This window comes from Cupriavidus sp. HE11 (assembly GCF_056097175.1).
In genome coordinates this window covers 1,700,092-1,721,653 of sequence record NZ_CP184465.1, presented here as the reverse complement: position 1 = coordinate 1,721,653, position 21,562 = coordinate 1,700,092, and the positions used below count along the sequence as shown (strand labels likewise).

Sequence of the window (21,562 nt, the reverse complement as noted above, 5' to 3'; positions counted from 1 at the left end):
GCATGGCACCTCCCCGCAAGCCGCGCGACGCGCTCGCGCCCGACCCCAACGGCACTCACTTCGAGCCACACCTGCCGAACGTGGACTATGGCGTGCTCGATTCACTGGTCGGATATGCAATCCGGCGGGCGCAGATTCGCGTCTACGAGGATTTCGTCGCATCGCTGGCCGCGTGGAACATCACGCCGCCGCGCTTTTCGGCCCTGCAGATCATTGCGCGCAATCCCGACCTCAAGCTGACCGATCTGGCGCAGATCCTGGGCATCGCGCGCTCCGGTGCCGTGTTGCTGGTGGACGCGCTGGAGTCCATGGATCTGGTGAGGCGGTTGCCATCGCCCACCGACCGGCGGGCGTTTGGCCTGGCGCTGACCGATGCCGGCCGCAAGACGCTGAAGGAAGTGACAGCCGCCGTGTGCGCGCATGATGCGCGCATCGCGGCGGGGTTATCGGATGAAGAACAGACGGTGCTGAAGGGCTTGCTGGAAAAGCTGGGGCGCTAGCTTTCCGGCGCCAGCCGTCAGGCCACCACCGGCATGCCCGCCAGCAGCTTGTCCAGCGTCACCGGATAGTCGCGCACGCGCACGCCGGTGGCGTGATACACGGCATTCACCACTGCTGCCGCCACGCCGCAGATACCCAGTTCGCCCACCCCCTTGGCTTTCATCGGCGACGAGATCGGGTCGGTCTCGTCAAGGAAGATGACCTCCTGGTGCGGGATGTCGGCGTGTACCGGCACCTCGTAGCTTGCCAGGTCGTGGTTGGCGAAGAAGCCCACGCGCTTGTCGACGTGCAGCGCCTCCATCAGCGCCGCGCCCACGCCCATCGTCATGGCACCGATTACCTGGCTGCGCGCCGACTTCGGATTCAGGATCCGCCCAGACGCGCACACGGCCAGCATCCGCTGCACGCGCACTTCCGCCGTGGCGAGGTCGACCGCCACCTCCACGAAATGCCCGCCGAATGTGGATTGCTGGTACTTCTTGTCGAGATCGCCGAACTCGATGGCATCCTCGGCGGACACCCCCGCGAACTGCGCCAGCGGCACGCTGCGTCCGCCAGCGCGCACCTGCCCACCCTCGAATACCGCGTCTTCGGCCTTCAGGCCCGCGCGCCCGGCCACGGTCTGGCGCAGCTTCGCGCAGGCCGCATAGACGCCCGACGAGGAACTGTTGCCGCCCCACTGGCCGCCCGACCCCGACGATACCGGGAAGGCCGAATCGCCAAGCCGCACGACCACGCGGTCTAGCGGCACGCCCATCATCTCGGCAGCGGTCTGCGCGATGATCGTGTAGCTGCCGGTGCCGATATCGGTCATGTCGGTTTCCACCACGACCATCCCGCTGGAATCGATGCTGGCCCGCGCGCCCGACCTGGTCACCAGGTTGTTCCGGAACGCCGACGCCATGCCCATGCCAACCAGCCACTGCCCTTCGCGCATCGACCCCGGCTGCGGATTGCGGCGGCTCCAGCCAAAGCGCTCGGCACCCAGGCGCAGGCATTCGACGAAGTGGCGTTGCGAGAATGGCCGCTCGGGCTTCTCGGGGTCGACCTGCGTGTCGTTGAGGATGCGGAACTGCACCGGGTCCATGCCGAGCTTCACCGCCATCTCGTCCATGGCGATTTCCAGCGCCATCAGCCCTGGCGCCTCGCCCGGCGCGCGCATCGCGTTGCCTTCGGGCATGTCCAGCGTGGCAAGCCGCATCGACGTCATGCGATTGGCGCCGGCATAGAGCAGGCGCGTCTGCATCACGGCTGTCTCGGGCTGGCCGCCTTCGAGATCGCCAGACCAGCTCTCGTGGCCGATGGCCGTGATCTTGCCGTCGCGATTGGCGCCAATGCGAATGCGCTGGATGGTGGCGGGCCGGTGCGTGGTGTTGTTGGGCATCAGCGGGCGCGTCAGGGCCACCTTGACCGGCCGGTGCACGGCGCGTGCGCCCAGCACGGCCAGCAGAGATTCGGCGCGCAGGAACAGCTTGCCGCCAAAACCCCCGCCGATGAAGGGCGAAACGATGCGCACCCTTTCCTTCGGAATGCCCAGCGTCGTCGCCATATCCTCGTGCGCCCACGCCACCATCTGGTTCGATGTCCAGACCGTGACCTTGTCACCCGACCAGGCCGCCATCGACGCATGCGGCTCCATCATGCAGTGCGACTGATCGGGCGTGGTGTAGCGGGCGTCCAGCTGCACCGGAGCCGCCGCAAACGCGCCCGCGAAGTCGCCCACCGCCGTATCCGGATTCGCGTCCTTCCTGGGCTTGCTGGCCCAGCAGCACGCATCTTCCAGGTCGAAGCGGCCCTTCTCCGGCGCATAGTCCACGCGAATCAGCTGCGCGGCTGCGCGGGCCTGCTCGAACGTGTCGGCCACCACCAGCGCGATAGCCTGGTGATAGTGCTGGATCTCGGGGCCGCCCAGCAGCCTGGCGGTATTGCGCTTGCCCTTGCCCAGCTTGCCGGCGTTCTGCGCGGTGACGATGGCCAGCACGCCGGGTGCGCGGCGCGCATCGTCCAGATGCATGGCGCGGATGCGACCCTTGCCGATGCCTGCACCCACCACGTAGCCATAGGCGGGGTTCGGGGCTACCTCGTGCCATTCATAGGCATAGGTGGCCGTGCCGGTGGTCTTGCGCGCGCCGTCGATGCGGTCCACCGCCTGCCCGACCACGCGGCCAGCGTCGATGGGATTGGTAGTGGCCGGTGTGTCGAATTTCATGGCTTGGCCCCGTTTGCCTGCGTGATCACGGCGGCCAGCGTGCGCCGCACCAGTTGCACCTTGAACGCGTTGTCGGGCTGCGGTGTGGCGCCGTCCAGCAACCGCTGCGTGACGGCCGTGGGTCCGTGCGGCAGTTCGGCATCGGCGGCATCCAACCGCCACGGCTTGTGGGCCACGCCGCCCAGGGCGACCCGCCCCGTGCCATCGCGCTGCAGGATCGCCGCGACCGAGACCAGCGCAAACGCATACGACGCACGGTCGCGCACCTTGCGATAGAGCTGCGTGCCACCAACCGGAGGCGGCAGCGTCACCGCCGTGATCAGTTCGCCGCGTTCGAGCACTGTTTCGATATGCGGCGTATCGCCGGGCAGACGATGGAAATCGGCAATCGGGATGACGCGGTGCGCGCCATTGGCACGCACCGTCTCCACGCTGGCATCCAGCACGCGCATTGCCACGGCCATGTCGCTGGGATGCGTGGCAATGCACGCGTTGCTGCCGCCGATCACGGCCAGCTGCCGGCTGAAGCCGCCAATCGCCGCGCAGCCGCTGCCCGGCTGGCGCTTGTTGCACGGCTGGGCCGTGTCGTAGAAATACGGACAGCGCGTGCGCTGCAGCAGGTTGCCGGCTGTGGTGGCGCGGTTGCGCAGCTGGCCGGACGCGCCCGCCAGCAACGCACGCGACAGCACGCCGTAATCGCGCCGCACGCGCGGGTCGGCGGCCAGGTCGGTATTGCGCACCAGCGCGCCGATGCGCAGTCCGCCTTGCTGCAATGGCTCGATCTTGTCCAGCGCCAGGCCGTTCACGTCGATCAGATGCATCGGCGATTCGATGCCAAGCTTCATCAGGTCGAGCAGGTTGGTGCCGCCGGCGATAAAGCGGGCACCCGGCGTCTTCATCGCGGCTGCCGCCGCATCGGCGGGCGTCGCCACGCGCTCATAGGTAAAGGGGTTCATGTCTGGCTCCCCGCGACCTCGGTAATGGCATCGAGGATGTTCGAATACGCGCCGCAGCGGCAGATATTGCCGCTCATCCGCTCGCGGATTTCTCCTGGCGACAGGTGCGGCCGCGCGTTCAGGTCTGGCGTGACGTGGCTCGGGATACCGGCGCGTACCTCGTCGAGCACGGCGACCGCCGAGCAGATCTGGCCCGGCGTGCAATAGCCGCACTGGTAGCCGTCATGCTTGACGAAGGCCACCTGCATCGGATGCATGTTGTTCGGCGTGCCGAGCCCTTCCACCGTGGTGATCCGGGCCCCCTCGTGCATGACCGCCAGGGTCAGGCATGAATTGAGACGCCGGCCATCGACAATCACCGTACAGGCGCCGCACTGGCCGTGGTCGCAGCCCTTCTTGGTGCCGGACAGGTGCAGGTGTTCGCGCAGCGCATCCAGCAGGGTGGTGCGCGTGTCTAGCGTCAGCGAGCGCGGTTGCCCGTTGACGATGAACGATACGTTGGAAGCCACCGGCTTCAGGGCGGCGGGCGTTACCGCCGATGCGGGCGCAGTGACGGAGGCGGCCCCTGCGGGCAAGGCGGCGGCACTCACCGAAGCCGCGCCTGCCATCACGAATTCCCGCCGCGAAAGCTTGATGTCGCTGAAATCTTCCATGTCGCTGGATCCTTTCTGGCTGACAGATGACGGACAGACGATGGCAACGTGGCGGGACTTGCACGTAGGAATTACATGGCGCCAGCGGGCATTGCAGACACAATGCCGCCGTAAATATGCACACCGATTGCACAGGGAACAGATGTCACGCTTGCCGCACGTTGCCAGGGCGGAAAGGCGCATGAAGCGTGCCACCGGCGGCACGGGCGCCAGCGGCAAGGCGGGAGACCTGCGGGAAGATCGGCGTGGATCGGGTCGGCCAGGGATGGCCGGTGAAAACTCGGGATCTCAGCGGTAGCTGACGGTCACCTCGTTGCTGCGGCCCTGGAGCATCGGCGTGAGTCCGCCCTGGCCCGGTACGCGATACGCAAAGACAAAGCCCTTGGTGGCATCGTCGCCGACAAAGGCATCGGTCTTGCCCTCGGCGCCCGTCAGCAGCACGCAGCGGTCGGCATTGCACAGATATGCCTGCAGGTCCACGGGCGGCGTGCGCGTGAAGCTGTAGCGCCAGCGCACGGACGTAATGCGGCCCATGGCCTGCGGCATCGTTGCCAGCGGCACCACGGGCGAAGACAGGGCACGCTGGCCCTTGTTCGTGATCTGCGGCCCTACCGACGATGCCGTCCACGCAAAGCGCGAGCCGGTCAGTTCATAGGTGGCTTTCGTGAAGACCGGAGCGTAGGTCTGCGCGTGGGCTGCCACTGGACCCATCGCGCACAGCACGGCCAGGACCAGGGCGCGTCGCATCACAGCATCCCGCGCAGCTGGGTGCGCAGGCGGCCGATGGCCTGGCTGCGGATCTGGCACACGCGCGATTCGGTCACTTCCAGCACCGCGCCGATCTCGCGCAGGTTCAGTTCCTGGTCGTAGCACAGCGACAGCACCAGCTTCTCGCGCTCGGGCAGCTTGTCGATGGCGCGGATCAGCGCCTCGCGCATGCCCGATTCCATCAGCACGGTCAGCGGGTTGGCATCGTCGGTGACACCCAGATGGCGATCGAGGAAGTCCTCCTCGCCCGAGCGCTCGAAATCCTCGTAGTGCAGCAGCTGGCAGCCATAGACCTCGTTGAGCAGCTCCTGGTATTCCTCGAGCGGCATCTCCAGTTCCTTGGCCACCTCGGAATCGATCGGCGTGCGGCCAAGCTTCTGCTCCAGCTGGCGCTGCGTGCGCTCGATCTTGCGCGTGAACTGGCGCAGGCTGCGCGATTGCCAGTCGTTGGCGCGCACCTCGTCGAGCATGGCGCCGCGAATGCGCTGGCTTGCGTAGGTCTCGAACCGGGCGCCATGGTTGTCTTCATAGCGCTTGGCGGCGTCGAGCAGGCCGATCATGCCGGCCTGTATCAGGTCGTCGATCTGCACGCTGGCGGGCAGCTTGGCCGCCAGCTGCAGCGCAATGCGCCGCACCAGTGGCGCGTGTGACTTGACCACATCCGCCTGCTCGAGCTTTCCCTGAATCGTATACATGGTGGAACTCTCGTTAAATGCTTACTGTTTGTGCCAGCGCCGGAGAGGCTGAGAATCGGCGGCTGGCAGGCTGAGTTTCCGGTCTTGTCGAGACTTCTTGTTCTTGCGTTTATGCGGCAACGGCCGAGGCCATTCCCAGGGACGATGCTTCGTGACGCAGCGGCCATGCGCCGATACTGCTGGCGATGTGCCGCAACGCACCGGTGGCCGCGGCGGCGGGGTACGCCTCCACCACGCACCGTCCCAGCTGGAGCGCACGCGCCACCAGCGGATCCATCGGCAGGTACCCTGCCAGGCTGGCCTCCACGCCCAGATACTGGCTCGCGGTGCGGGCCAGGTTGCGCGCGAGCGCCGTGACCGTTCCTTCCGCTGCCGCCAGGTTGACGACCAGCTGGAAATGACGGCATGCGTATTCGTGATGCAGCCGCTTGATGCATGCATAGGCGGCGGTGATCGACGTGGCCTCGGGGCGCATGACGATCACAAAGTTGTGGGCCATGCCTGCCAGCGGCGACAGCGCGCCGGTGATATCGCGGCGGGCATCGACCAGCATCGAGCGCACGTCAGGCAGTCGCGCCGCCAGCGCCCGTTCGTCGGGGCGGGCGGCAATCGCTCCTGCCTGCAATACGGCAATGCCGCTGGCACCGCGCGTGCCGGCCGCAACGGCCAGCGGCGCACGGCCGTCCAGTACATCGGCCAGCGTGGCGACCGGCGCGGCACCGGCCGGGCGCATTGCCCGAGCGCCGTACATGTCTTCGTCCACCAGCAGCACGCGCTCGCCCTGCATCGACAGCGCATTGGCCAGGCCCAGCGCCACCGTGGTGGTGCCGACACCCTGCTCCGCGCCCACCACGGCGATGCGCCGCGTGACGCGCGGTGCCAGCAGGCGGCGCAGGCTTTCGGCCTGATCGGAGGCCATCGTGTTCAACGCTTACTCCCCGGCGGCCGCAAGCTGCGGCGTGTCTTCGATGGCGACCAGCGCGTCCATGGTGTCCATGGCTTGCATCGCATGCATTGCGGATGCCGCCGGCTCCGGTGCATCTTCGATCATCGGCATGGCCGCTGCCATGCCGCGGCCCGGGTAGTTTTCGAGCACGTCGAGCAGTGCCAGCAGACGGCCCATGCCCTCGTTGAGGACGGCGCCCGGCACCGGCGCATTGACGCGTGCCGAAGCCCGGCCGGCCAGGCGCGACAGGAATGCCGGCGCGGTGGGCGTGGGCGTGTGTTGCAGGCGCAGCGCGGTCAGGCCCAGCTGTACGGCCACCATGCCGGCGCACAGCGATGCATCGGCATCGCCTTCCTGCGCGAAGTGCTCCACGGCGTGGCGCAGCGTGCGGAACTGTTCCTCGGCGGCGACCGTCCAGTGCAGCCAGCGCGCCACTTGCGACGCGTCGTCAGCCAGCGCCGGATCGCACAGCGCGTATTCCACGGACAGCGTGTCGGCGGTTTCGTGATCGACCATGCGCGACACCACCAGGCAGGCCTCGATGCCGGCCTCGGCGCCATTGCCGCGGCCACGCGCGGCAGTACGCACCTGGCCTTCGGGAATGCGGACCAGGCAGTGCGCCAGCCAGTGCGCGGCGGCGCGATCGCGGCAGGTCACGTCGCCCACCGCGTGGAACGTCAGCGAATCGGCAACGGTATCGAGCTTGTTGGCCAGGCCATCGGCAATCACGCGCGTGGTCTTGCGCGTGCCGGCCACCCAGCGCTCGCCCAGTTGTTGCCAGCGTGCCAGCGTGGCGGTGCCGGGCAACGAGGTATTCAGGTTGACCACGGTACGGGCGGCGGCCAGCGTGGCACGCACGGTGGCGGCTTCGGCATCGGCCTCGGCTTCGGTCAGCGACTGGCGCGCACGGCCCACCGGCACCACGGTGCTGGCGAGCGGCATGCCGTCGCGGTCGGCCAGCCACAGCGTGTGCTGCATCATCTGCGGCGCGCGGCGCCCCTGCACGGTCTGGGCCACGCTCTGCGTGACGGCCAGCACGTAGCGCTCGCACGCACGGCTGGCATCGCGGCACATGGCCAGGCGAACCTGCTGCACCATCGGGCGCAGCGCCGACACGCCGGCCGTGCGATGCTGCCAGAGCTGGCGGGCCACGTCGAAGCCGTACTGGGCCGCGTTGAGTTCGTCGACGCAAACCCCGACGGCATTGGCGCTGTCGGTCAGCGAACGCAGCATGTCGTCCGCGCCGCTACGTTCGGTCTTGTTCGGCGCGGCCGTCTCGACGGCGCCCGCCTGGCGGCGCGCCACGTCGGCGTCATTGAACAGCGAGCCACGGCGCGGCGTCAGGAACGCGCGCTCGACCAGGGCGCTCCCCTGTGCCAGTTCCAGGTGTTCCGGCACGCGCTGGCCGGTGGATGCATAGAACACGGGCAGGCGGTGGCGGATCACCACGTCCAGCACCGAGCCCAGGTGCGTGGCTTCGTCGAGCTTGCTGATGATGCAGCCGTCGATGCCACCGGCGGCGCCGGCAGCGTCGTTACGATAGGCATGCACCACTTCGTTGAGTGTATCGCCGTGCGCCGCGCCGTTGAGCAGCAGCACGCGCTGCATCGGCGCCTGCACACCGGCCAGCATGCCGATCTGGTCGGACAGGCTGCGGTCGCGCTGGCTCATGCCCACCGTATCGATGATGACCAGGTGCTTGTCCTTCATGGCCGACAGCGCGAAGCGCAGGTCGGCGGCGTCCTTCACGGCGTGCACCGGCACGCCAAGGATGTCACCGTAGATGCGCAGCTGCTCGTGGGCGCCGATCCGGAAGCGGTCGGTCGTCAGCAGCGCCAGGCTCTGCGGGCCGTGGCGCAGCACGAAGCGCGCGGCCAGCTTGGCGGTGGTGGTGGTCTTGCCCACGCCGGTCGGGCCGATCAGCGCCAGCACGCCACCCTGGGCGAACAGCGAATCCTCGTCGGCCAGCACCGGCACCTTGCTTGCCAGCTCCTGGCGGATCCAGGCCATGGCGGCCGGACGGTCGGTGCCCACCGGCAGGCGCGACAGCAGCGTGCGCGACAGCTGGCCCGAGAAGCCCGCGTTGACCATCCATTCGAACAACGATTCGCGCAGCGGATCGCCTGCGGCCACGCCGTTCGCACCTTGCGAAAGCCCCGCGAACTGGCGTTCCAGCATCGACCGCATCGACGCCAGCTCACCCCGCAGGTCGCCCAGCATCGCGTCTTCCTGCCCAACGGCGCCGGACAAGGCGGCCGGTGCCGACATGGCACCCAGCGGCATGAACGGCTGGGGGCTGGCCGGATGCAGGTCATGCAGCGACTGCAGCATCGGCAGCGGGGACGGCGACGAGATTGGCGACGAGAGGGAAGTCGACAGCGAAGGCGGCAACGCCAGGGCGGACGGCTGGTACAGCTGCGCGCCGGCGCTCACGGCACCCAGGTCCGTGTCGCGCATCGCCACGATTTCCACGCCGCCCTCGATGGAACGGTTGGAGAGCACCACGGCGTCGGGGCCCATGGCCTCGCGCACCTTGCGCATCGCTTCGCGGCCGTTGGCCGCCACAAACTTTGCCACGCTCATTGTTCAGTCCTCACGCTGCGCCGCCGATCATGGCGGTGATGCGAATATTGCGGTTGTCCGGTACTTCGGCGTGCGACAGCACTTTCAGTTGCGGCAGCGTGCGGCGCAGGAAGCGCGCCATCAGCGGGCGCATCGGCGGCGGCACCAGCAGCACCGGATCCAGGCCCAGTTGTTCCTGACGCACTACGGCGCCCTGTGCCTGCTGCAGCAGCGCATCTGCCAGGCCCGGCTCGATGCCGCCGCCGTTGGCCAGCGCCTGCGTCAGCACGCGCTCCAGCCCGGCGTCGAGCCCGATCACCTGCATGTCGGCGTTGTTCGGGAACAGCTGCTGCGTGATCGCACGGCCTAGCGACACACGCACCAGCGTGGTCAGCTCGGCCGGATCGTTGATCTTCGGGGCGTTGTCGGCCACCACGTCCAGGATGGTGCGCATGTCGCGGATCGCCACGCCTTCGTCCAGCAGGTTCTGCAGCACCTTCTGCAGGCCGGTCAGCGAGATCGTCTTCGGCACCAGGTCTTCGGTCAGCTTCGGGGCTTCCTTGGTGATGCGGTCCAGCAGCGCCTGCACTTCCTGGCGGCCCAGCAGTTCGGACGCGTGCATCTGGATCACGTGATTCAGGTGCGTGGCGACCACGGTGCTGGCGTCCACCACCGTGTAGCCGTAGGCCTGCGCCTGTTCCTTGAGCGCGGCGTCGATCCACACGGCCGGCAGGCCAAAGGCGGGGTCGCGCGTGGTGGCGCCGGGCAGCGTGCCGCTGACCTGGCCCGGGTTGATGGCCATCCACTGACCCGGGTTGGCTTCGCCGCTGCCAATTTCCACGCCCTTGAGCGTGATGCGGTACGCGTTCGGTTTCAGTTCGAGGTTGTCGCGGATATGCACCACCGGCACCAGGAACCCAATGTCCTGCGCCATCTTCTTGCGGATGCTCTTGATACGGCCCAGCAGTTCGCCGTTCTGTGCACGATCCACCAGCGTGATCAGGCGGTAACCCACTTCCATGCCCAGCGGGTCGACCATCGTGACGTCTTCCCACGTGGCTTCGGCCACCTCGGCCTGCACGGCGGGGCTGCGCTCTTCCTTGGCCTTGGTCTCGGTGGCCGTGACCTCGCGGCGCATCTGATAGCGGCCGAACCAGATCAGTCCGCCGGCCAGCAGCAGGAAGGCAAAGTGCGGCATGCCCGGGATCAGGCCCATGGTGCCGATGATGGCGGCGGTGATGAACATCACGCGCGGGTTCGAGAACAGCTGGCCGGTCAGCTGCTGACCAACGTCCTGCTCGTTCGACACGCGCGACACGATCACACCGGCTGCGGTGGAGATCACCAGCGCCGGAATCTGCGCCACCAGGCCATCACCGATCGTCAGCAGCGTGTAGTTGTGGACGGCGGTGCCAAAGTCCAGATCGTGCTGCACCATGCCCACCACCATGCCGGCGGCCACGTTGATGAACATGATCAGCAGGCCGGCGATGGCGTCGCCGCGCACGAACTTCGACGCACCGTCCATGGCACCGTAGAAGTCCGATTCCTGGGCCACTTCGGAGCGGCGCTTGCGGGCGCCTTCCTCGTTGATCAGGCCGGCGTTCAGGTCGGCGTCGATCGCCATCTGCTTGCCGGGCATCGCATCGAGCATGAAGCGCGCGCCAACTTCGGCGATACGGCCCGCACCCTTGGTAATCACCATGAAGTTGATCACGACCAGGATGGCGAACACCACGATACCGACGGCGAAGTTGCCGCCCACCAGGAAGTGGCCGAACGCCTCGATCACCTTGCCGGCGGCGTCGGGGCCGGTATGGCCTTCGAGCAGCACCACGCGCGTGGACGCCACGTTCAGCGACAGGCGCAGCAGCGTGGAGAACAGCAGCACGGCCGGGAAGGCGGCAAAGTCCAGCGGGCGCTGGGTGTACATGCCCACCAGCAGCACCATGATCGACAGCGCGATGTTGAAGGTGAACAGCAGGTCCAGGATGAACGCCGGCAGCGGCAGGATCATCATGCCGAGGATCATGACGATCAGCAGCGGGCCAGCCAGCGCCTTCATCTGGGCGCCACCCCGCAGTGCGGGCATGTTGAAAAGGTTGGTCAGTGCGTTCATGCGCGGCTTTCCGGTACGGCAAGTTCATCCGGCACCAGCAGTTCGGTCGGCGAATCGGGCTGCGGACCGTAGCTGTAGTGCCAGTTCTTCAATTGATAGACCCAGGCCAGGACCTCGGCCACGGCGGTATACAGGCCCGCAGGGATTTCGTGGCCCAGTTCCACGTGCCGGTGCAGCGCCCGCGCCAGCGGCGGAGCGGACAGTACCGGCACGCGATGCTCCCTGGCCAGCTCGCGAATGCGAGCGGCCACTTCATCTGCGCCCTTTGCCACGACGCGCGGCGCGTTCCAGCGTGCGCCTTCGTCGTATTTCAGTGCCACGGCAAAGTGGGTGGGGTTGGTCACCACCACGTCGGCCTTGGGCACTTCGGACATCATCCGGCGCCGCGCAATGGCCCGCTGTTGCTGACGGATACGGGCCTTGATGTGCGGATCGCCATCGGTTTCCTTCATCTCCTGCTTGACCTCTTCCTTGGTCATGCGGAGCTTCTTGTAGAACGTCCAGAGCTGCCACGGCGCGTCGATGACCGCGACCAGCAGCAGCGACCCCGCCACCACGCCGCACACGTAGAGCACCATCTCCATCATGTGCAGCAGCGCTTCGTGGACCGGCGCATTCATCAGCGCGATGGCCTCGGGCAGCTTGTGCCAGACCATCCAGGCACCCACGCAGCCCACCAGCAGCGACTTGGCGATGGCCTTGATCAGTTCCACGACCGTGTGCGCCGAGAACATGCGGCCAAGGCCCTGAAGCGGCGACAGACGCGAGAAATCGGGCGAGAACGACTTGGTCGAGAAACTCCAGCCGCCCAGCGCCAGCGGTGCCACCAGGGCCGCCACGCCAAACATCAGCAGCAGCGGGAAAAACACCAGCAGGCTGTCCCAGATCGCCATGCCGAACTGCGACAGCATGCGGTTGGTGTCGAAAGCCGTGGCCGGCTCGAAGGCCAGCGTTGCCTGCATGACCGAATTCAGCTTGCGGCCCAGCGTGCCGCCCATGACGTACAGGCCCAGCACGCCCGTCATCAGCATCACGAACGTGCCAAGCTCGCGCGAACGCACCACCTGCCCCTCCTCGCGCGCCTTTTCAAGGCGCCGGGGTGAGGCGGGTTCGGTTTTCTCGAGATCGCTTTCCTCGGACATGAATGCTCCAGTGCGAAGCACGCGGGCGGCACTTCGTCACCGAGGATTATCAAATCCCGAGGGGCAAGGCATTGGGGGGAAAAGGCGGGGAAACAGGTGCCTGTTTCAGGAATGAGGGGGGCAGCGGAAATAACGGCCCGGGGGCAGGCGATCTTTAGGGCCAGAACGCCAGATTGTGCCGATCTCGCCCGGTTCGGACGGGATCGGCACCGATGATGTCACAGATTGCGCGTGACATCCAGAACCGGCGGCGGGATCGCCGGCCCTGTCTCTGTATACATGCAGGTTGCTTGCGGCTCTTGCCGGACGGCGGCCGCCTTAGCGAACCACATCCTCGTGGTCGGTCGACATCGACAGCGCGCGCCATGCCGCCAGCTCGGTCTCTACCGCCTGGTGCTTGGCTTCGATACGCGCCACGGCATCGGAACCCAGCGGCAGACGCAGCGGCGGACGCTCGCTGTCGGCCAGGCGCAGGATGGCTGCGGTCAGCTTGTTGGGGTCGCCCGGCTGCGCATGGTTGGCACCCTTGGCAAACACACGCATCTGGCCCACCGTCCCGGCATAGTCATCGATGATGGCCTTGGTCGACACCAGCGAGTTGTCGTTGAGGAAGTCCGTGCGGAAGAAGCCCGGCTCGACAACTGTCACGTGGATGCCCAGCGGCGCCAGTTCCTGCGACATGGCTTCCGTCAGCCCTTCCACCGCGAACTTCGACGCACCGTAGACGCCCCAGCCGTAGTAGGCCGAGTAGCCACCCAGCGACGAGATATTGATCACATGGCCGCCACGCTGCTTGCGCATCTGCGGCAGCACTGCCCTCGACACGGCCAGCAAGCCGAATACATTGGTGTCGAAGTTAGCCTTCGCTTCGGCTACTGACGTTTCCTCGACGGCACCGAGAAGGCCGAACCCGGCATTATTGACCAGCACATCGATACGGCCGAAACGTTCGACACCCTGACGCACCGCCTCGACGGCATCTTCCTCGCGGGTGACGTCGACCTTTACCGCCAGCAGGTTCGGCTGGTCGCCGAAGGCTTCGACCACCTGCAGGGGGTTGCGTGCAGTAGCAATCACACGATCACCGCGCTGCAACGCGGCACGCACGATCAACGTGCCGAAACCACGCGACGCGCCGGTGACAAACCAAACCTTGCTGCCATTGTTCTGGGACTGGATCGATTGGGACATGACTGACTCCTGGAATTTTCGGATCGGGTTAGCGTTCCGGAGCCGTCTTGCCTTGTCTGGTGCGGCAGCGGCGCCGTTGAGACCCATGGTAGGCAGGCAGTCGTTCTCAAACAATGGTGATGTGGATTGCGCCAATAGCAACTAATAGTTTCTATTGGCGCTACGTGTTCAAGGCGGCCCAGAAGGCTTCCGGCAGATATTCGGCATAGCGGTGGCGCAGCCAAGCCAGCCCCTCGTCGCGCGTAACGGTATGGTTCAGTTTGGCCCGGAATGCCTCCAGCCGAACACGGGAGGAGTTCAGAATGCCCGCCCAGGTGGCCAGCCCGATGCGCAACGTCGGATCTTCGTGAAAGCACCCGAACGCACCAGTGGGATGTCGCAAAGTTCGCAAGGCAGCGGGCGTAAGTTCATTCGACACGGCCAGGAACGTCCAGTGGGTATGACGGGTATCGAACCGCTCGTCGGATGCCACGGCCATGGCGTAGCTTTCAATCTGCGCTTTTGCCGCAAGATCGATCTTCTTCATTGGGCGCTTGAGTTCAACCACCAGAAACTCTCGGCGCGCGCTTGCATAGGCCGGGACTTCGCGGCCAAGTACGAAGTCGATGAAACCCTGCCTGCCATCGTCCCGGAGCACGGACTGCTGATACCAGCCCTTGCCCATGTCCAGCTTTTTGACGTGCTTGCGCAGTACCGTGCTCAGGCTTTCGCCGTCGCTCGTGAGCCGGAACTCTTCCCCGAATACCCAAGTTTCATTGGCCAGCATGCGATGAAGCTCTCCGCGCTCCTTGAATCCGCGCTTGCTTCCAATATCGAATAGCAGTTCCTCCAAGCCAGTAAGAAAGCGAAGGCGCTCCGTTACCATCGTGCTGCATTCGATCATCGACGTCAGCGACGTCAGTTCAAGCAACCCCTGCAGTTCCTCCGCCTTGTCCGCCGGCAGCCTCAGCACTTCGGCCAGCAGATACCGCAGGGTCGAGGGGCTGTCTTCCAGCGTGGCCTTGAGCATGCCCAGGGTGAAACGGCGGTCTTGCTGACGGCCCGAGCGAAAGACTTCCAGATGTTCGTGTATGCCCAGCGCGCAGATGTCGAACCGCTCGCGGCGCGCCACCTCGATGGCGTCCTCGGCAATGCCTTCGAACGGATAGACGCCTTCGGTCTTCCAGCGCTGGATCAGTGCGCTGGCATCCTCGGCACGCTGGCGGCGGTGCCGGGCCTGCAGCGATTCCCGCGCCGACCTGACCATGCGCTGAAGTGCAGGGTCGATACGCTCATCCAGCGGCCGGTCCGACCCGCCGGATTGCGCGGGATCGATACCAGCGATCGGCATCCGGACTGTCGTGGAACCGAGATTCCGCATTTCCATCGTGACCTCCTTCGCTTGAACACGCGAAGGAGGCTAACACCGCATCACGCACCGTGGCCCCGTTGGACACATGTTGTGACAGCCTTTCAGATTCGTCTCAATCGAGACGGCCGGGCTCGATCTCGATGCCGAGTTGCCCGGCCATTTCCACCACCAGGGCTTGCAGCCGTGTCACCTTGTCTTCCAGTGCGCGATGGCTGATGCGCAGGGCTTCGAATTCCGATGGCGACGCGGCCGATTCCGCGCCGCCGCGTGGCGTTGCCGCAGCGGGCTCCGGCATGGCGACTTCACCGCAGAGCAGGTGCATCCAGCGGTTTTCGCGCTCGCCGGGTGCGCGGGGCAGCTTGACCACCAGCGCCGGCGAGCGCTCGGCCAGTTCGTCCAGAAATGCCTCCACCGAAGAGATATCCGCGAAGGCATGCAGCCGTGCCGAATTCAGCCGCAGTTCGGCCGCCGTCTGCGGACCGCGCAACATCAGCGTGGACAGCAACGCGGCCGACTGGCTCGGCACGCCCAGCACCTTGCCCAGGTTCTGTTCGAAGCGCGGTACGCGACTGCTGCTGCCCTCGAACACCAGGCTCAACGACTTCAGGCCGTCGATGGCGGTCAGGATTTCGTCCTCGGTCACGCTCATCACCGGCGAGCGCGCGGTTTTCTGGTTGCAGCCGGACGCCAGCGCGTTCAGCGACAGCGGGTAGGTGTCGGGCACGGTGTACTGCTTTTCCAGCAATACGGCCACCACGCGCGCCTCCAGCGGCGTGAGCGTGCGCAAGGCGGGGCGCGAAGGGGTGTCGGGGGTCTGGTCCATGAATGACATCGGCAGGTTGGCGGGCCCGAAGGCCAAGGCGCCCATTGAAGCGCAAGGGCGGCGGCGATGCAACCGCCCTGCGCGTCGCGGCGGGCTTTGTGTCGCAATGTATCAGCCGGGCGCGCCGAGACAGACGCATACCCGGCGCCGATCCGATGACACACGGCCGATACGCCGGCCGCTCACGCTACAGCCATTGCCCTGTTTCGCAAACCGGTACCCCTGGAGGATCATCATGAAGCTCTATGCCAACGAGGTTTCATCGGCCACATCGCGCGTGCGCATTGCGCTGGCCATCAAAGGACTGGCGGTGGACGTCCAGCCCGTCACCATCTTCGGCGATGCAGCAGAGTCGCGTCAGTCGGCGTACCGCGCAATCAACCCGCAGGGGCTCGTACCGGCACTGGAGACCGACACTGGCGAGCTGATCACGCAATCGCTGGCAATCATCGAATACCTGGATGAACGGTTCCGCGCGCCGCCATTGCTGCCCGCCGACCCGGAAGACCGCGCGTTCGCCCGTGCCATTGCACTGGCGATTGCCAGCGAGATCCATGCCCTGCTGCCGCCTCGGGTGGCCGCCCGGCTGTCGCAGATTCCGGGCATGGATGCCGATGGCGTCGCCGCATGGGTCCGCCATTGGGTCGATGTCGGCCTGACCGCCGTCGAAGACCGCCTGGCCGCACGCCGCACAGGGCCCTATGTGGTGGGAAATTTGCCGACGATTGCCGACATCTACCTGTTCCCGCAGGTCATCAGCGCGGCGCGCATGGGCTTCGATGCGCCGCAGCGCTGGCCGAACATCGCGGAAATCGTCACGCGCCTGCACGACATCCCCGCCTTCGCGCAGAACGCGCCGGCGCCGCGCACGTAGTCGCCGGGGGGCGGATGGGGGCCGGAGAGCCGGCGACAGCATAAGAAACCACGAAATCATTCGTTGGCCTGTGCCGGGGCCAAGCGTACGGTCTGGTTTTCCGCCATCCGCTTCTTACGCTCGCATGTCCAGCTCCCGCCGTCAGTTTCTGCACGCCGCCAGCGCCGGCGCCTTGTCCACCGTGCTGCCCGCCGCCGCGCACGCCCAACCCCGCCAGACCTTGAAGGCCGGCGACCAGAAAGGCGGCCTGCGCGCATTGCTCGAATCGGCCGACGCGCTCAAGGGGCTGGCCTATGACATCCAGTGGACCGAATTCCCGGCTGCGGCACCGCTGGCCGAGGCGCTCAATGCCGGCGCCGTCGACAGCGGCCCCATCGGCGATGCACCAGCCATCTTTGCGCTGGCCGCCGGTACGCGCATCCGGCTGATCGGCGCCAACCGCTCCGATCCCTACGGCACGGCCGTGCTGGTGCGCCCAGACTCGCCGCTGAAGAGCGCGGCCGACCTCAAAGGCAAGCGCATCGGCACGAATCGTGGATCGATCGGCCATTTCGTCGCGCTCAAGGCGTTGGCATCGGCCGGCCTGAAACCGGAGGATGCCGATTTCCGCTTCCTGCCGCCTGCAGACGCCAAGCTGGCCCTGACCAACGGCTCGGTCGACGCGTGGTCGACGTGGGAACCGTACACGGCCATGGCCGAGACCAGCGGCCATGCACGGGTGCTGGTAAGCGGACGAGGGTTGTGGTCGGGATTGAGCTATCTGGCGGCAACCGACGCCGCGCTGGCAAGCAAGCGGGCGGTGCTGGCCGATTTCCTGCAGCGCGTGGTGCGCGCGCAGGAGTGGTCCTATCAGCACGTGCCCGAGTTCTCGGCCACGCTGGCGCGGATCATCGGCATTCCGCCCGAGGCAGCGCGGCTGCAGTTCGAACGCCGCCGCACCCGGTGGCAGCCCATCGATGCCGAACTGGTGGCCATCCAGCAGCAGACCGCCGACTTCTACCTGAAGGCCGGGCTGCTCAGGCAGCGGCTGGACGTGGCCACCACGTTCGATCGCGGCTTCGCGCCTAGCGCGTAACCGCCGGCCTGGCGGGCCGCCTTGCCAGCAGCGGGTCGCCGACGCCGTCCACGCCGACCAGGCCCAGCACGGTGGTCAGCCCCCACTGTGCGCCTTCGTAGGCGTTGGTAGGGTCGAACCACTCGTCGCGCGAATGCGACCCGCCCGACTTGCCGCCGCTGCCGATGATGATGGCCGGAATGCCCAGCGCCATCGGCACGTTGGCGTCGGTGCTGCCACCGCGCAGCGAAGGCGCTTCCTTGCTGTGAGCCTTGATGACGCGCACGGCCGACTGCACGATCACCGAATCGGTGGGCGTGATGCCGGCGGGCCGGTCGCCGATCATGCGCGCCTGGTATGTGATTTCCTGCCCCTTGGCCGGCTTCCAGCGCGCATTTTCATCGGCCACGCCGGCGGCGATGGCATCCATGATGTGCTTCTCGGTCTCCAGCAGCGACGGCGTGCCATTGGAGCGGATGTCGATCGCCATGCGGGCATCGCCGGCGATGGCATTCACCGAGGTGCCGCCGCCAACCGTGCCCACCGTGAACGTGGTCTTGGGGTCGGTGGGCGTCTTCACGTCACCGATCTTGCCGATCGCCCGGCCCATCGCGTGAATGGCACTGGGCAGACCGAAGGCCCCGAAGCTGTGTCCGCCCGGGCCCTTGAACGTGACTTCATAGCGATGGCTGCCGGTGCCCTGCGTCAGCACGCGCTCGCCGGTGCCAGGCTCGATGCCGACCATGCCGTCGATATCGGGATGGTCGCGGAACACCGCCTTCATGCCGCGCAGGTTGCCCAGTTCCTCTTCGCCCACGTTGCCGACGAAGACCAGGTCGCCCACCGTGCGCACCTTGTTCTCGTTGAGCACCTTGAGCCACGACAGCAGCACGGCCAGGCCGCGCGTATCGTCGCCAATGCCGGGCGCGTAGAGCTTGCCGTCGCGCGACTTCACCGTGACATCGGTGCCTTCCGGGAAGACCGTATCGAGGTGGGCGGAGATCAGCAGCCGGGGGCCGTTGCCGGTGCCCTTGCGGATACCGATGGCATTGCCTTCGGCATCGATATGGGCGTCGGTCAGGCCCAGCGCCTTGAGCCGCGACACGAAATACTCCGCGCGCGCCTTTTCCTTGAACGGCGGCGCGGGGATCTCGGTCATGGTCTTGAGTTCCGCCAGCGCACGCGCGTCGTCGGCATGCACGTCGGCCATCAGCTTCTGGTAAAGCGGCGCGGCTTCGAGCCGTGCATAGGCACTGTCAACGTTGGGGGAAACCTGCGGGACGGTCAGCGTCTGACCCTGGGCGATGCCGGCGAATGCGGAAACTGCGGCGGCAACGGAAACTGCAACAACGGTACGGCGAGCATGCATGGGGGCGATCCTCTGGCAGTAGGAAACCGTGGTTGCCCACGATTGTGCCAGCGAATGCGCCGCCATGTGACGGAAAACGCGCGTACGGCGCGTCCCCGCAACAGGCCCGGGACGCACCGGCAGCCTTGCCGGCGCGTCCCGTTTGCCGGGCTCAGAAGCCCAGGCTGGCCAGCAGGTCGTCCACCTGCGACTGGTCCGACACCACGTCGGTCTTGCCTTCGGGGTTGATCTGCGGACCGTTCATGAGCGTGGGGGGCGCTTCCACGCGCCGGTCGGCCGGCACGTTGTCGATCAGCACCTGCAGCAGTTCCTGCTCCAGGGTGCGGATCATGTCCATCATCTTCTTGATCACCTGGCCGGTCAGGTCCTGGAAGTCCTGGGCCATCATGATCTCGAGCAGGTGGCTGCCGGTAGCCTTGGCCTTCTGCGGGACTTCGGTCAGGAACTCGCGGGTGTCCAGCACCAGTGCGCGGGCATCGCCCAGCTCCACCGGTTGTGCGAACCACTCGTCCCAACGCTTGTCCAGCGCGGTGGCCTTGCTTTCCAGATCTTCCTGCAGCGGCTGCGCCAGCTCGACGGCGGTGAGCGTACGCTCGGCCGCCTGCTCGGTCATGGCGGCGATGTAGCTCAGGCGGTCGCGCGCATCGGGAATTGCCAGGGCGGCCTTCTCGATTTCCTTGTCGAGCCCCAGCTCCCGCATGTTGTCGCGCAGCATTCGCGTCAGGTTGCCGATGCGATGGATGATCTGCTCGGCCGATTCTTGGCTGAAAGTCGGAGTCGTCGACATGTCGCGTACCTCTTCTTATTGACCCAGCTTCTCGAAGATCTTGGTGATCTTTTCGTCCAGCGTCGCGGCCGTGAAGGGCTTGACCACATAGCCGTTGGCGCCAGCCTGCGCAGCGGCAATGATGTTCTCCTTCTTGGCCTCGGCCGTCACCATCAGCACCGGCGTCTTGGCAATTTCGGGAATCGCGCGGATCGACTGCAGCATGGTCAGGCCATCCATGTTCGGCATGTTCCAGTCCGACACCACGAACTGGAAGCTGCCGTCCTTGACTTTTTCCAGGCCGGCGGCGCCGTCTTCGGCTTCCTCGACGTTGGTGAACCCCAGCTCCTTGAGCAGGTTGCGAATGATCCGACGCATGGTCGGGAAGTCATCGACCACGAGGATCTTGATGTTCTTGTCCACTATACGGCTCCAAAACGGTTGCGGATGACGGGGCCATCCGGTTGATGTTGCTGATCTGACCTCTCGCGCGCGAGATCCAGGACTACACGCGCTGCGCCCGTGCACCAAACGTGGCCAGGTGCGCCATGACGCGCTGGCTCATCTGGTTCAGGGGCACCACTTCATGCACGCCGCCGGTGGCGATAGCCTCCTTCGGCATGCCAAACACGATGCAGGACTGTTCGTCCTGCGCCAGGTTGTACGATCCGGCCTCGCGCATGCGCAGCATGCCGCGGGCACCATCCTTGCCCATGCCGGTCAGGATCACGCCGGTCACGTTCTTGCCGCCATGGATCGCGGCGGAATCGAACAACACGTCTACCGACGGGCGATGCCGGTTCACCGGCGCTTCCTGCGACAGGTGCGCCACGTAGTTGGCACCGCTGCGCGCCAGCAGCAGGTGGGAGTCGCCCGGCGCGATATACGCGTAGCCCGGCAACACGCGCTCGCCGTGCTCCGCTTCCTTGACGGTGATGCGGCACAGGCCGTTCAGGCGCTGCGCGAACGACTTCGTGAAGCCGGCCGGCATGTGCTGCACGATCATGACCGCCGGCGAATCCGGCGGCAGCGGCATCAGGAATTCCTTGATGGCCTCGGTGCCGCCCGTCGATGCCCCGACGATGATCAGCTTTTCGGTCGACAGCAGTGGCGCGCGCAGGATCGGCGCGGCCGGGGCGCTGCCCGCGGCAGCCTCGGTCCGGGCGCGCACGCGCGCCCGCGATGCAGCGCGCAGCTTGTCGGCGATGGTGTCGGTGTATTCGATCAGCCCTTCGCGAATGCCCAGCTTGGGCTTGGTCACGAAGTCGACGGCGCCCAGTTCCAGCGCGCGCATCGTGATTTCGGAGCCGCGCTCGGTCAGCGACGACACCATCAGCACCGGCATCGGCCGCAGGCGCATCAGGCGTTCGAGAAAGTCGAGCCCGTCCATCCGTGGCATTTCCACGTCCAGCGTCAGCACGTCCGGGTTCAGGCGCTTGATCATGTCGCGCGCCACCAGCGGGTCGGGGGCGGTACCCACCACCTCCATGTCCGGCTGGCTGTTGATGATCTCCGTCATCAGGCTGCGGATCAGCGCGGAATCATCCACGCACAGCACCTTGATCTTCGCGGCGGTCATATTC

The 21,562-nt window shown here is 66.4% G+C and carries 19 protein-coding genes; 3 read left to right on the top strand and 16 right to left on the bottom strand.

From position 1 onward, the window contains the following. Window positions 1–2: 2 nt before the first annotated feature. On the top strand, window positions 3–500 hold the full coding sequence (locus tag ACOABP_RS25025; RefSeq protein ID WP_474228332.1) for a MarR family winged helix-turn-helix transcriptional regulator: 498 nt from the start codon (window positions 3–5) through the stop codon (window positions 498–500). A gap of 17 nt (window positions 501–517) precedes the next feature. Here the strand turns inward: ACOABP_RS25025 and paoC are convergent, their stop codons facing one another. The 12 genes from paoC to ACOABP_RS24965 form a co-directional block, all read right to left on the bottom strand. Beyond that, window positions 518–2,710: an aldehyde oxidoreductase molybdenum-binding subunit PaoC gene (gene paoC, locus ACOABP_RS25020; RefSeq protein ID WP_474228330.1), complete on the bottom strand. Its 2,193-nt coding sequence runs from the start codon at window positions 2,708–2,710 to the stop codon at window positions 518–520. Beyond that, complete coding sequence (locus tag ACOABP_RS25015; protein WP_474228328.1) at window positions 2,707–3,666, bottom strand: FAD binding domain-containing protein; 960 nt, start codon at window positions 3,664–3,666, stop codon at window positions 2,707–2,709. Before ACOABP_RS25015 ends, paoC begins: the two co-directional genes overlap by 4 nt. Beyond that, complete coding sequence (gene paoA, locus ACOABP_RS25010; RefSeq protein WP_474228327.1) at window positions 3,663–4,319, bottom strand: aldehyde dehydrogenase iron-sulfur subunit PaoA; 657 nt, start codon at window positions 4,317–4,319, stop codon at window positions 3,663–3,665. The genes ACOABP_RS25015 and paoA overlap by 4 nt, the downstream gene beginning before the upstream one ends. Before the next feature lie 288 nt (window positions 4,320–4,607). Beyond that, window positions 4,608–5,066 (bottom strand): flagellar protein FlhE, encoded by a 459-nt coding sequence (locus ACOABP_RS25005; RefSeq protein ID WP_474228325.1) that lies wholly within the window; start codon window positions 5,064–5,066, stop codon window positions 4,608–4,610. Continuing rightward, the gene (locus tag ACOABP_RS25000) at window positions 5,066–5,782 is read right to left on the bottom strand and encodes an RNA polymerase sigma factor FliA (RefSeq protein WP_066742547.1); all 717 of its coding nucleotides are present in this window, start codon (window positions 5,780–5,782) and stop codon (window positions 5,066–5,068) included. Before ACOABP_RS25000 ends, ACOABP_RS25005 begins: the two co-directional genes overlap by 1 nt. Before the next feature lie 109 nt (window positions 5,783–5,891). Continuing rightward, on the bottom strand, window positions 5,892–6,701 hold the full coding sequence (locus ACOABP_RS24995) for a MinD/ParA family ATP-binding protein (protein ID WP_474230540.1): 810 nt from the start codon (window positions 6,699–6,701) through the stop codon (window positions 5,892–5,894). Window positions 6,702–6,713: 12 nt separating this feature from the next. Then, window positions 6,714–9,311, bottom strand: a complete 2,598-nt coding sequence (gene flhF / locus ACOABP_RS24990; RefSeq protein WP_474228323.1) for a flagellar biosynthesis protein FlhF — start codon at window positions 9,309–9,311, stop codon at window positions 6,714–6,716. Between the two features lie 10 nt (window positions 9,312–9,321). Continuing rightward, window positions 9,322–11,409, bottom strand: a complete 2,088-nt coding sequence (gene flhA, locus ACOABP_RS24985; protein WP_066742603.1) for a flagellar biosynthesis protein FlhA — start codon at window positions 11,407–11,409, stop codon at window positions 9,322–9,324. Continuing rightward, window positions 11,406–12,551: a flagellar biosynthesis protein FlhB gene (gene flhB, locus ACOABP_RS24980; RefSeq protein WP_474228321.1), complete on the bottom strand. Its 1,146-nt coding sequence runs from the start codon at window positions 12,549–12,551 to the stop codon at window positions 11,406–11,408. The genes flhA and flhB overlap by 4 nt, the downstream gene beginning before the upstream one ends. A gap of 318 nt (window positions 12,552–12,869) precedes the next feature. Then, window positions 12,870–13,742 (bottom strand): oxidoreductase, encoded by an 873-nt coding sequence (locus tag ACOABP_RS24975; RefSeq protein WP_474228320.1) that lies wholly within the window; start codon window positions 13,740–13,742, stop codon window positions 12,870–12,872. Window positions 13,743–13,902: 160 nt separating this feature from the next. Further along, the gene (locus ACOABP_RS24970) at window positions 13,903–15,108 is read right to left on the bottom strand and encodes a hypothetical protein (protein WP_474228319.1); all 1,206 of its coding nucleotides are present in this window, start codon (window positions 15,106–15,108) and stop codon (window positions 13,903–13,905) included. Window positions 15,109–15,205: 97 nt separating this feature from the next. Continuing rightward, a complete protein-coding gene (locus tag ACOABP_RS24965) occupies window positions 15,206–15,916 on the bottom strand; it encodes a YceH family protein (protein WP_474228318.1) in 711 nt (236 codons plus the stop codon). Between the two features lie 235 nt (window positions 15,917–16,151). On the opposite strand from ACOABP_RS24965, the gene maiA reads away from it, so the two are divergent. Beyond that, window positions 16,152–16,790 carry a maleylacetoacetate isomerase gene (gene maiA / locus ACOABP_RS24960; RefSeq protein WP_474228316.1) on the top strand — a complete coding sequence of 213 codons (639 nt, stop codon included), beginning with the start codon at window positions 16,152–16,154 and terminating at the stop codon, window positions 16,788–16,790. Window positions 16,791–16,914: 124 nt separating this feature from the next. Then, window positions 16,915–17,865 (top strand): ABC transporter substrate-binding protein, encoded by a 951-nt coding sequence (locus tag ACOABP_RS24955; RefSeq protein WP_474228314.1) that lies wholly within the window; start codon window positions 16,915–16,917, stop codon window positions 17,863–17,865. Here ACOABP_RS24955 and ACOABP_RS24950 read toward each other — a convergent pair. The 4 genes from ACOABP_RS24950 to ACOABP_RS24935 all read right to left on the bottom strand — a co-directional run bounded on the left by ACOABP_RS24950 (window position 17,855) and on the right by ACOABP_RS24935 (window position 21,558). After that, window positions 17,855–19,213 (bottom strand): M20/M25/M40 family metallo-hydrolase, encoded by a 1,359-nt coding sequence (locus ACOABP_RS24950; RefSeq protein WP_474228312.1) that lies wholly within the window; start codon window positions 19,211–19,213, stop codon window positions 17,855–17,857. The genes ACOABP_RS24955 and ACOABP_RS24950 overlap by 11 nt on opposite strands. Window positions 19,214–19,364: 151 nt before the next feature. After that, entirely contained in the window at window positions 19,365–20,000 is a 636-nt protein-coding gene (gene cheZ / locus ACOABP_RS24945) for a protein phosphatase CheZ (protein ID WP_474228311.1), read from the bottom strand. A gap of 15 nt (window positions 20,001–20,015) precedes the next feature. Further along, window positions 20,016–20,402, bottom strand: coding sequence for a chemotaxis response regulator CheY (gene cheY, locus ACOABP_RS24940; protein WP_197497596.1), 387 nt, complete (start codon window positions 20,400–20,402; stop codon window positions 20,016–20,018). An 82-nt stretch (window positions 20,403–20,484) separates the two neighbouring features. Then, window positions 20,485–21,558, bottom strand: a complete 1,074-nt coding sequence (locus ACOABP_RS24935; protein ID WP_474228309.1) for a protein-glutamate methylesterase/protein-glutamine glutaminase — start codon at window positions 21,556–21,558, stop codon at window positions 20,485–20,487. Between the last annotated feature and the right edge of the window lie 4 nt (window positions 21,559–21,562).

What these genes read in the sequence shown, in the direction of transcription:
- paoC (WP_474228330.1), bottom strand. Translation starts at nt 2,710, where the DNA reads ATGAAATTCGACACACCGGCCACTACCAATCCCATCGACGCTGGCCGC.
- ACOABP_RS25000 (WP_066742547.1), bottom strand. Translation starts at nt 5,782, where the DNA reads ATGTATACGATTCAGGGAAAGCTCGAGCAGGCGGATGTGGTCAAGTCA.
- ACOABP_RS24950 (WP_474228312.1), bottom strand. Translation starts at nt 19,213, where the DNA reads ATGCATGCTCGCCGTACCGTTGTTGCAGTTTCCGTTGCCGCCGCAGTT.
- cheZ (WP_474228311.1), bottom strand. Translation starts at nt 20,000, where the DNA reads ATGTCGACGACTCCGACTTTCAGCCAAGAATCGGCCGAGCAGATCATC.
- ACOABP_RS24970 (WP_474228319.1), bottom strand. Translation starts at nt 15,108, where the DNA reads ATGGAAATGCGGAATCTCGGTTCCACGACAGTCCGGATGCCGATCGCT.
- ACOABP_RS24995 (WP_474230540.1), bottom strand. Translation starts at nt 6,701, where the DNA reads ATGGCCTCCGATCAGGCCGAAAGCCTGCGCCGCCTGCTGGCACCGCGC.
- flhB (WP_474228321.1), bottom strand. Translation starts at nt 12,551, where the DNA reads ATGTCCGAGGAAAGCGATCTCGAGAAAACCGAACCCGCCTCACCCCGG.
- ACOABP_RS25025 (WP_474228332.1), top strand. Translation starts at nt 3, where the DNA reads ATGGCACCTCCCCGCAAGCCGCGCGACGCGCTCGCGCCCGACCCCAAC.
- paoA (WP_474228327.1), bottom strand. Translation starts at nt 4,319, where the DNA reads ATGGAAGATTTCAGCGACATCAAGCTTTCGCGGCGGGAATTCGTGATG.
- flhF (WP_474228323.1), bottom strand. Translation starts at nt 9,311, where the DNA reads ATGAGCGTGGCAAAGTTTGTGGCGGCCAACGGCCGCGAAGCGATGCGC.
- maiA (WP_474228316.1), top strand. Translation starts at nt 16,152, where the DNA reads ATGAAGCTCTATGCCAACGAGGTTTCATCGGCCACATCGCGCGTGCGC.
- ACOABP_RS24965 (WP_474228318.1), bottom strand. Translation starts at nt 15,916, where the DNA reads ATGGACCAGACCCCCGACACCCCTTCGCGCCCCGCCTTGCGCACGCTC.
- ACOABP_RS24935 (WP_474228309.1), bottom strand. Translation starts at nt 21,558, where the DNA reads ATGACCGCCGCGAAGATCAAGGTGCTGTGCGTGGATGATTCCGCGCTG.
- ACOABP_RS25015 (WP_474228328.1), bottom strand. Translation starts at nt 3,666, where the DNA reads ATGAACCCCTTTACCTATGAGCGCGTGGCGACGCCCGCCGATGCGGCG.
- ACOABP_RS24955 (WP_474228314.1), top strand. Translation starts at nt 16,915, where the DNA reads ATGTCCAGCTCCCGCCGTCAGTTTCTGCACGCCGCCAGCGCCGGCGCC.
- ACOABP_RS25005 (WP_474228325.1), bottom strand. Translation starts at nt 5,066, where the DNA reads ATGCGACGCGCCCTGGTCCTGGCCGTGCTGTGCGCGATGGGTCCAGTG.
- flhA (WP_066742603.1), bottom strand. Translation starts at nt 11,409, where the DNA reads ATGAACGCACTGACCAACCTTTTCAACATGCCCGCACTGCGGGGTGGC.
- ACOABP_RS24975 (WP_474228320.1), bottom strand. Translation starts at nt 13,742, where the DNA reads ATGTCCCAATCGATCCAGTCCCAGAACAATGGCAGCAAGGTTTGGTTT.